This is a genomic window from Anabaenopsis sp. FSS-46 (genome assembly GCF_029891665.1).
Classification (GTDB): Bacteria; Cyanobacteriota; Cyanobacteriia; order Cyanobacteriales; family Nostocaceae; genus Anabaenopsis; species Anabaenopsis arnoldii.
In genome coordinates, this window is the sequence record NZ_JANQDG010000107.1 from 24,280 (window position 1) to 33,647 (window position 9,368).

Consider the following 9,368-nt stretch of genomic DNA (forward strand, 5'->3'; position numbering starts at 1 on the left):
ATTATGGATTGTGTCGAATTAACGTTAGACCATGCCTAAACTCAAGACTCGTAAAGCAGCGGCGAAGCGATTCCGTGCCACTGGTAGCGGTAAAATTGTCCGTCGCAAAGCTTTTAAAAGCCACCTTTTAGAACACAAATCTTCTAACAAAAAGCGTAACCTGTCCAAAACTGCACTGGTACACGAACGGGATGAAGAGAATGTGCGGTTGATGCTTCCTTATTTGTAAATTGTTCAGGAAATAAATTATGACAAGGGTAAAACGCGGTAATGTAGCTCGTAAACGCCGCAATAAAATTCTCAAACTAGCTAAGGGGTTTCGTGGTTCTCACTCAACTTTGTTTAGAACCGCTAATCAACAGGTGATGAAGGCGCTACGGAGTGCTTATCGCGATCGCAAAAAGAAAAAGCGCGATTTTCGCCGTCTGTGGATTACCCGCATCAATGCCGCTGCTAGGCAACATGGTTTGAGTTACAGTCAGTTAATGGGCAATCTCAAAAAAGCTGATATTCAACTCAATCGCAAAATGTTGGCACAATTGGCAGTCCTAGATCCTGCTGCATTTGGTAAAGTAGCTGAGTTAGCACTACAGGCTAAAGGATAAGGGTGGTAACGGATGAATAACCGATGTAACAGATGGCTAAAAATTAATCAGTTACATCTGGTATTATCCGCTACTATTGTTTGTATTGTCTGTTTTTACTGGGGATTTATGGCAAATGGGTCTCAAATGCCAGAAATCCAGCGTCGAGGTTATTTGACTATTGCCGTTAAAGATAACTTACGCCCTTTGGGATTTAGAGATGTTGACGGTAATTTACAAGGGTTAGAAATTGACTTGGCAAAGCGTCTGGGGTTTGATTTGTTAGGTAAACCAGATGCTGTCAGGTTACAACCGGTAGCCAACAGCGATCGCTTGTCTGTAGTCTTAAACAAGAAAGTGGATTTAGCCATCGCTAGGGTAACAGCAACGGAATCGCGATCGCGTGTAGTCAGTCTCAGTGTTCCTTACTATTATGACGGCACTTTGGTAGTAACAAAAGATACGTCAGTGAGTAAGTTGGGTGATTTAGCCAACCGCAAAGTGGCGGTAATCAATGAGTCCAGCACAATTGCTGACATACGTTACTATGTGCCGAAGGCGGAGTTAGTGGGAGTTAGTTCATATGAGTCGGCGCGGAGGCTGACAGAAAATAATACAGTGGTAGCCTTTGCTGCGGATGCTAGTGTTCTGAGCGGTTGGGTACAAGAATATCCCCAATACAGACTGTTACCGACCAAGCTATCTACAGAACCTTTATCTGTAGTGATGCCCAAGGGATTGCAGTATGATCAGTTAAGAAGACAAGTTAATCAAGCGATCGCCAAATATACAGCAGATGGTTGGCTAAAAGAACGTGTGAACTATTGGGGCTTACCGTAAGTAAAGAAATATTTACCTCATCTTCCCAGTGTCCCATAATAGATACAGAAGTGTGAAATTTTAATATTTGTATTTCCAGACAATGGATCAAAATTTAGTCATTATTTATCTGTCAATTTTCGTCGGTCTGCTTTCATTCGCCGTTGTGAATGTTTTCCGCCAAATTTTCAAAACTCGCAGGCGTGAAAGTGCCTTATCCAGATTACGCAAAAAATTAGAGAACCAAAAGGGTACGGCTCAAGAATATTATGAGTTAGCTAGTATCTATTCGGAAAAAAAGTTATTTTCTCAGGCGGTGGTACTGTTTCAAAAAGCTATTAAAGCTGCTGAGGAGGAAGAAGAAGATATTACCGCCCCTATTTACAACGGCTTAGGCTATGTTTATTTCAGCCAAGAGCAATATGACTTAGCAATTCGTCAGTATAAAGAAGCTCTCAAACATCAACAAGACTATGTAACAGCACTGAATAACCTCGGACACGCCTACGAACGCAAAAAATTAACTGCTCAAGCCCTGGAAATGTATGAGCAAGCATTAAAAATTGCTCCCAATAATACCATTGCCAAGCGCCGGGCTGAATCTTTGCGACGCTTGGTGTCTGTTTGATTAAATAGGGGGTGACAATAATTACTATGTTGATATTCACCCAACGTCAACCGCCTAATCCTGATGCATCTGTCAGTTTCACCCTCCCACTGACTGCGGAAGAACGCACCCGCGGTCGCCATCGTTGGGAAACCGAAGATGGTCAAGTTATATTTACGCGTTTACCCAGAGGGGTAATACTGCAAGATGGTGATATTTTGCAAAGCGAAACCCACAAGGAAAAAGTCAGAATTACTGCTAAACCAGAAACAGTGTTAACTGTTTTGGCACCAACGCCACTTTTATTAATGCGCGCAGTATACCATTTGGGAAATCGCCATGTACCTGTAGAAATTACTTCTAGCTATTTACGCTTATTACCAGATTCAGTTTTACGCACAATGCTAGAACAACTGGGACTAGAAGTTATAGAGGAAACCCTACCATTTCAGCCGGAATTAGGCGCTTATGGACACCATTACTCTCACTGATGCCAATTTCCTATCTATATTACAGTTAGCAAGTCCAGGGTTACCTGTGGGAGCATATGGCTATTCTGAAGGCTTAGAAAGGCTGGTGGAAAATGGCACTGTTTCCAGTCAAACCACCCTGAAACATTGGTTAGAGGGGGAACTGCGTTATGGTGCAATTCGGTTAGATGCTGCGGTGATGGTACGTGCTCAGGAATCCGCTAGTATTGGGGATGTATCGGCTTTATGTCGTTGGAATGTGTGGTTATCTGCTGCTAGAGAAACCGCAGAATTGCGCGCTTCTAGTTGGCAAATGGGGCGATCGCTAACTCAGTTGTTGGGTAAATTAGAACCGGATATCATACCTTTAGTGAGTGCTGTGGGTAATCCTGTCAATTATGCGATCGCCTTTGGGATTGCTGTGGCTCATTGGGAGATCAACCATCAAGCTGCTTTACTGGCATATTTACATAGTTGGGCTAGTAATTTAATTACAGGGGGAGTGAAACTCATTCCCCTGGGTCAAACTGCGGGACAAGAATTATTGTTAGAGTTACAACCATTAATCAGCGCCGCTGTGAGGGAAATATTGGCCTTAGAGGATGACGACCTCAGTTGTTGTAGCTGGGGTTTATCCTTAGCTAGTATGCAGCACGAAACCCAGTATACAAGGTTGTTTAGGAGTTAGATACAAAAATAATGAGTGCATTGCGTGTAGGAGTAGCAGGCCCGGTGGGTTCGGGGAAAACCGCCTTAGTCGATGCTTTGTGTAAGACTTTGCGTGAGCAGTATCAGCTGGCGGTAGTCACGAATGATATTTATACCCAAGAAGATGCTCAGTTTTTGGTACGTTCTCAGGCCTTGACTAGCGATCGCATCTTAGGGGTAGAAACTGGAGGTTGTCCCCATACAGCAATTCGGGAAGATGCTTCTATGAATTTGGCTGCTATTGAACAATTAGAAAACCAATTTACTAATTTAGATTTAGTATTTTTAGAAAGTGGCGGTGATAACTTAGCAGCTACCTTTAGTCCAGAACTAGTAGATTTAACAATCTATGTCATTGATGTGGCTGCTGGTGATAAAATTCCCCGCAAGGGTGGACCTGGTATTACTAAATCTGACTTATTAGTGATTAATAAAATTGACCTTGCGCCCTATGTCGGAGCAGATTTAGATATCATGAAACGAGACACTCAGAAAATGCGCGGTGATAAACCTTTTATTTTCAGCAACCTGAAGACTCAACAAGGGTTAGGAGATGTAATTAAATTTGTAGCTTTACATATCACATAGCATTATGAATCAAAATCAGGTCTCCACGAGATGACCTGTACACAAGCTATTTACAGCCTATTCTAGATAATTTATAAACTTGCAATCTCCAGAGAGGATTGCTATTGTCCTACTGAAGGGGGGAAAGATACTTTTACATCTAAAGTAAACTTTTGAATTTTTTTCACATATTTATTCAGGTTTAAATTCAAGGATGAAAGATACTGAGGAAACTCTATTTTTACTCCCAGACTTAACACTGTTGTCACCTGACTAAACAAATCTAGTCGGAAGTTTTCTTCTGTTATTGGGTTAGTAAATTCGCTATACCTTCTCAAAGCTAATTTACGAGCATTAATCAAGTTGCTAATATCTTCATCCTCTTGTAATAATTCACCTTCAACGTACCTTTCAGCCTCCTCGATGTTTGGTAAACTTCCCGCCATTTTCCTTGTTCTTGAGCGATAATATTCAATTATCTCCTGAGCGGAAGAATCCCCACTAGTTTTTATGGGAAAATTCCCAAGAAGATTTAATCCTAAGCGGTTTGCTGAACTACTGTGCTTTTGATCAATGATATTTATAGAAACTTTTTTCGCCCCCAGAAGAGTACAGACATGAAGATAGCAGTTATACTTTCTGTCTATTGAATGCTCACGAAGTGCTTCTGCTCTCAAATAATATGGACGCTGAAACCTTTGATGAAGTCTGTTTGAAAGCTCCTTATATTTCTCATTTGGATACTGATACCCATACTTACTTTGAAGCAGAATATTCCCGACTCTCAAAAGACCCTGATCCTTCAAAACTTTTAAGAATTCTTGACTATTTTGATCATAAAATTCAATATCATCTCGGACAAAACAAACTCCTTGCATCTTCTCAAATGTTTTATTTCCAGGTTCAGGATACTCAAGCCTTTCTCTGTCAAAATTAGATACAACTATGATCATCTCGCGCTCGTCTGGGTTATCAACAGGAACCCTCTCAATACGGTCTTGAATAATCTTTTTTGACATTAAACTTTATCCTGTATTAAGAGAATTAGAAAAATATTATTAATCCCAATAATACCACTTAAGAATAAACTGCTTTTAACATCGATAAATGGGGAAATTCCTAGTAATAAACCTACTAAAATGGGTATAAAAGAACCCAGAGCAAGCTTTACTATGAGCATAACCTGAGCTTTAATTTTATGTTGATAGTAAATAGACTTTAGCCCTGAGCGTATGATGCGTAACTGTTCTTGTTTAACTGAGCGGTCAACTTCAATTGAAAACTCCTTAACTCTGTCAAAAATATCAAAAACCCAGTCTTCAAAACTATATTCCCAAGATAAACTAGGTTTCCTACCGTAAATACCGATTTTTGCAGGACGATCAGATACATCTAACTGTTCAGTGATTAATTCAACATAAAATTCGGCATTTTTTTTATGTATTATACGTACATTTGATTCATTAACTAACTCGGAACCATGGAGAGCGAGATCATCTATTTTCCGAATTATATCCTGACCTTCTCCCTCAGAAGCTTCAATTCTTCTTGAGTTTTTAAAGATGACAGTTGGAATATCTTTATTAAAATTTTGAACATAAAATGCTAAACAAGCCATTTTAATATCCTATATTAGCTCATGAAAAATACTTAGTACCAATTGGTTACCGAGATTATTGGCAGCCAGACTGCCAACTACGAATCGCACATCATAGAATAGTTTTGTACCTATGATTTCTGATATGATTGTCTTGAATTCTCTAGAATAATCTTCTTTGATTGATTCATCTAAGAAATTAGGAACAAAAAAATCTTCAGTAGCTCTTTCATCAGATACAGGGATGACTATTTTCTGATCTGCGCTCTGGGCGAAATGATTGCCAACAATAATCAACTGTTTTTTACTTTTAAACAGAAAATCATCTTTAGCCCATTCTTGAAAATTACTGAAATCTTGCTTTAAGCAATTTTTAACAGACAACCTAGCCCGATTCATGTCTTCTGTAAAGGCTATGTTGTGATTGCGAGCCAAGACTAGATCGCTTCTGAGAAGATAGATAATATAATCCTGTTTTTGAAATACTTCTTTTCGCGTATACGGTCTCGCTTTGTCGCCAGGTGTATCAATAATTACCTTGATTAATATTGATTTCTGAACACATTTATACTCAAAATTGATCTTCAGCGTTTTCCTCTGTTCTGGTTTGTCAGTAGATCCAGGACTTGGTTCTATTGTCTGGCTGTGAATTAGTTGGAAAAGCACTGACTTACCACCATTATCATGACCCAAAATTCCAATTTTTTTACCTAAAAAAGGAATAAAAAGATCATCAAGCATATTTTTGTCTGTGTCCCATCCCCATTCCATGTTAGAGGTTCTCAAGGTAGACTACAATGATTATTCTTAAAATAATAAAATTTTATGAATTTCTTCAACCATAAGCATTTTACCTCTATACCTACCTAAAGGAAAATAAGCCAAGAAAAAAAACAAAAGCCCCTTCAATAGTAGAAGAGGCTCTTATCTATGGTATTCGTATAAAAATAAACCTGGCATCGAGCTATTTTTGCGGAGGGCTACCCCTCAACTATCGTGGCCGCTGCAGCGTTTCACCTCTGAGTTCGGGAAGGGATCAGTGTGGTTCCACCGCGCCATAGACACCAGGAAAGAGTGTTGGGTCACAGGACCCTGAAGACTGCAAGTAACGCGAAAACCAGAGTGATGAGGTCAAGCCCTCGGTCTGTTAGTACTCCTTTGCTACATACATTACTGTACTTCCACATAGAGCCTATAAACGGGTGTTCTGCCCGTGACCTTACCTACTTTAGTAGTGAGAGCACTCATCTTGAGGTGGGCTTCCCACTTAGATGCTTTCAGCGGTTATCCGCTCCGCACTTAGCTACCCAGCGTCTACTCCTGGTGGAATAACTGGTACACCAGCGGTGCGTCCTTCCCGGTCCTCTCGTACTAAGGAAGGCTCCTCTCAATGCTCTTACGCCTGCACCGGATATGGACCGAACTGTCTCACGACGTTCTGAACCCAGCTCACGTACCGCTTTAATGGGCGAACAGCCCAACCCTTGGGACGTACTTCCGCCCCAGGTTGCGATGAGCCGACATCGAGGTGCCAAACCTCCCCGTCGATGTGGACTCTTGGGGGAGATCAGCCTGTTATCCCTAGAGTAACTTTTATCCGTTGAGCGACGGCCATTCCATGCTGTGCCGTCGGATCACTAAGGCCGACTTTCGTCCCTGCTTGAGTTGTAACTCTTGCAGTCAAGCTCTCTTTCTGCCTTTACACTCGCCGCACGGTTTCCAAGCGTGCTGAGAGAACCTTTGCGCGCCTCCGTTACCTTTTAGGAGGCGACCGCCCCAGTCAAACTGCCCACCTGAAACTGTTCCTACACCCGCTGAGGGTGTGAGGTTAGAATTCTAGCTTCGCCAGAGTGGTATCTCACCGTTAGCTCCATATCCCCCACAAGGGATACTTCTATGCTTCCCACCTATCCTGCGCAAGCCAAGCCCGAACACAATTCCAGGCTACAGTAAAGCTTCATAGGGTCTTTCTGTCCAGGTGCAGGCAGTCCGTATCTTCACAGACATTCCTATTTCGCCGAGTCTCTCTCTGAGACACCATCCAGATCGTTACGCCTTTCGTGCGGGTCGGAACTTACCCGACAAGGAATTTCGCTACCTTAGGACCGTTATAGTTACGGCCGCCGTTCACCGGGGCTTCGGTCGTCAGCTTCAGGGCGAACCCCTGACCAACTTCCTTAACCTTCCGGCACTGGGCAGGCGTCAGCCCCCATACGTCCTCTTTCGAGTTAGCGGAGACCTGTGTTTTTGGTAAACAGTCGCCTGGATCTCTTCACTGCGACCCACTTTCGTGGGCACCCCTTCTTCCGAAGTTACGGGGCCATTTTGCCGAGTTCCTTAGAGAGAGTTATCTCGCGCCCCTTGGTATTCTCAACCTCCCTACCTGTGTCGGTTTCGGGTACGGGTATGATGCTTTCATCACATGACTAGCTTTTCTTGACACTATCCTTCACCATGCGGAGTTCGTAAACCCCTCCCAAACCAATTAGGGTATGGTTATCTTTCATGCGTCCCTCGCCATGCTCCCACATCTTAGTCAGGGATTATTCACCCTGTGTCCATCGACTACGCCTTTCGACCTCGCCTTAGGTCCCGACTAACCCTCCGCGGACGAACCTGCCGGAGGAACCCTTAGGGTTTCGGGGCATTGGATTCTCACCAATGTTTTCGCTACTCAAGCCGACATTCTCACTTCCGTCTCGTCCACAGCTGCTTACCGCTACTGCTTCTTCCTACTACGGAACGCTCCCCTACCGATTAATTTCTTAATCCCACAGCTTCGGTACATCACTTAGCCCCGTTCATTTTCGGCGCAAGATCGCTTGACTAGTGAGCTATTACGCACTCTTTCAAGGGTGGCTGCTTCTAGGCAAACCTCCTAGTTGTCTATGCAATCTCACCTCCTTTCTCACTTAGTGATGATTTGGGGACCTTAGCTGGTGGTCTGGGCTGTTTCCCTCTTGACAATGAAGCTTATCCCCCACTGTCTCACTGGCAATGTGTGCCCTGGGTATTCTGAGTTTGTCTCGATTTGGTACCGGTCTCCCAGCCCGCACCGAAACAGTGCTTTACCCCCCAGGTATATTCATTACCGCTGCGCCTAAACACATTTCGGGGAGAACCAGCTAGCTCCTGGTTCGATTGGCATTTCACCCCTAACCACAACTCATCCGCTGATTTTTCAACATCAGTCGGTTCGGACCTCCACTTGGTGTTACCCAAGCTTCATCCTGGCCATGGTTAGATCACCAGGGTTCGGGTCTATAAACACTGATTTTTCGCCCTCTTCAGACTCGGTTTCCCTTGGGCTCCAGCATTCTCGCCTTAACCTACCAGTGCCTATAAGTCGCCGGCTCATTCTTCAACAGGCACGCGGTCATCCGTTTAATCGGACTTCCACTGCTTGTAGGCTAACGGTTTCATGTTCTATTTCACTCCCCTTCCGGGGTTCTTTTCACCTTTCCCTCGCGGTACTGGTTCACTATCGGTCACACAGTAGTATTTAGCCTTACGAGATGGTCCTCGCTGATTCACATGGGATTCCTCGTGCCCCATGCTACTCGGGATTCAGCTACTATCCTTTAGTTTTCGACTACAGGACTTTCACCTTCTTTGGTGCAGTATTTAGCTGCTTCGTCTAACCTCTAGATTCGATATTGCTGTCCCACTACCCCAAAGGATTAATCCTTTGGTTTAGGCTTTTCCCCTTTCGCTCACCACTACTGAGGGAATCTCTTTTGATTTCTTTTCCTCCAGCTACTAAGATGTTTCAGTTCGCTGGGTTAGCTCTTTCCTGCCTATATATTCAGCAGGTAGTCTTTAGGGTTGCCCCATTCGGAAATCTCCGGCTCTTAGTTTGCTTCCAACTCCCCGGAGCATATCGTCGGTAACCACGTCCTTCTTCGCCTCTGTGTGCCTAGGTATCCACCGTTAGCCCTTATTAGCTTGACCACTTTACATTGGTTTTTTCCACTGCAAACACTTTCATTTGATTGTCTGTGTCTGCCTGCTTTTTT

The 9,368-nt window shown here is 43.3% G+C and carries 10 protein-coding genes and 2 rRNA genes; 7 read left to right on the top strand and 5 right to left on the bottom strand.

Translation table 11 applies throughout. From position 1 onward, the window contains the following. The first annotated feature begins 31 nt into the window (after window positions 1–31). From rpmI to ureG, 7 genes are all read left to right on the top strand, one after another. The gene (gene rpmI / locus NWP21_RS12335; protein WP_200989608.1) at window positions 32–229 is read left to right on the top strand and encodes a 50S ribosomal protein L35; all 198 of its coding nucleotides are present in this window, start codon (window positions 32–34) and stop codon (window positions 227–229) included. A 19-nt stretch (window positions 230–248) separates the two neighbouring features. Next, the gene (gene rplT / locus NWP21_RS12340) at window positions 249–605 is read left to right on the top strand and encodes a 50S ribosomal protein L20 (RefSeq protein WP_271733233.1); all 357 of its coding nucleotides are present in this window, start codon (window positions 249–251) and stop codon (window positions 603–605) included. Window positions 606–617: 12 nt separating this feature from the next. Then, window positions 618–1,424 (top strand): transporter substrate-binding domain-containing protein, encoded by an 807-nt coding sequence (locus tag NWP21_RS12345; RefSeq protein ID WP_280792943.1) that lies wholly within the window; start codon window positions 618–620, stop codon window positions 1,422–1,424. Window positions 1,425–1,506: 82 nt separating this feature from the next. Then, the gene (locus NWP21_RS12350) at window positions 1,507–2,031 is read left to right on the top strand and encodes a tetratricopeptide repeat protein (protein WP_280792944.1); all 525 of its coding nucleotides are present in this window, start codon (window positions 1,507–1,509) and stop codon (window positions 2,029–2,031) included. Between the two features lie 26 nt (window positions 2,032–2,057). Then, window positions 2,058–2,501 (top strand): urease accessory protein UreE, encoded by a 444-nt coding sequence (ureE, locus tag NWP21_RS12355; RefSeq protein ID WP_280792945.1) that lies wholly within the window; start codon window positions 2,058–2,060, stop codon window positions 2,499–2,501. Further along, window positions 2,479–3,168, top strand: a complete 690-nt coding sequence (locus tag NWP21_RS12360) for an urease accessory protein UreF (protein WP_280792946.1) — start codon at window positions 2,479–2,481, stop codon at window positions 3,166–3,168. The genes ureE and NWP21_RS12360 overlap by 23 nt, the downstream gene beginning before the upstream one ends. Before the next feature lie 11 nt (window positions 3,169–3,179). Next, a complete protein-coding gene (gene ureG / locus NWP21_RS12365; protein WP_271733228.1) occupies window positions 3,180–3,776 on the top strand; it encodes an urease accessory protein UreG in 597 nt (198 codons plus the stop codon). Window positions 3,777–3,877: 101 nt separating this feature from the next. Here ureG and NWP21_RS12370 read toward each other — a convergent pair whose 3' ends face one another. From NWP21_RS12370 to NWP21_RS12390, 5 genes are all read right to left on the bottom strand, one after another. After that, a complete protein-coding gene (locus tag NWP21_RS12370; RefSeq protein ID WP_280792947.1) occupies window positions 3,878–4,774 on the bottom strand; it encodes a hypothetical protein in 897 nt (298 codons plus the stop codon). Next, on the bottom strand, window positions 4,774–5,373 hold the full coding sequence (locus NWP21_RS12375; RefSeq protein WP_280792948.1) for a hypothetical protein: 600 nt from the start codon (window positions 5,371–5,373) through the stop codon (window positions 4,774–4,776). The genes NWP21_RS12370 and NWP21_RS12375 overlap by 1 nt, the downstream gene beginning before the upstream one ends. Window positions 5,374–5,382: 9 nt before the next feature. Beyond that, window positions 5,383–6,123, bottom strand: a complete 741-nt coding sequence (locus NWP21_RS12380; protein ID WP_280792949.1) for a GTPase — start codon at window positions 6,121–6,123, stop codon at window positions 5,383–5,385. Window positions 6,124–6,303: 180 nt separating this feature from the next. Further along, window positions 6,304–6,421 (bottom strand): 5S ribosomal RNA (gene rrf / locus NWP21_RS12385). A gap of 58 nt (window positions 6,422–6,479) precedes the next feature. Continuing rightward, window positions 6,480–9,303, bottom strand: a 23S ribosomal RNA gene (locus NWP21_RS12390). Between the last annotated feature and the right edge of the window lie 65 nt (window positions 9,304–9,368).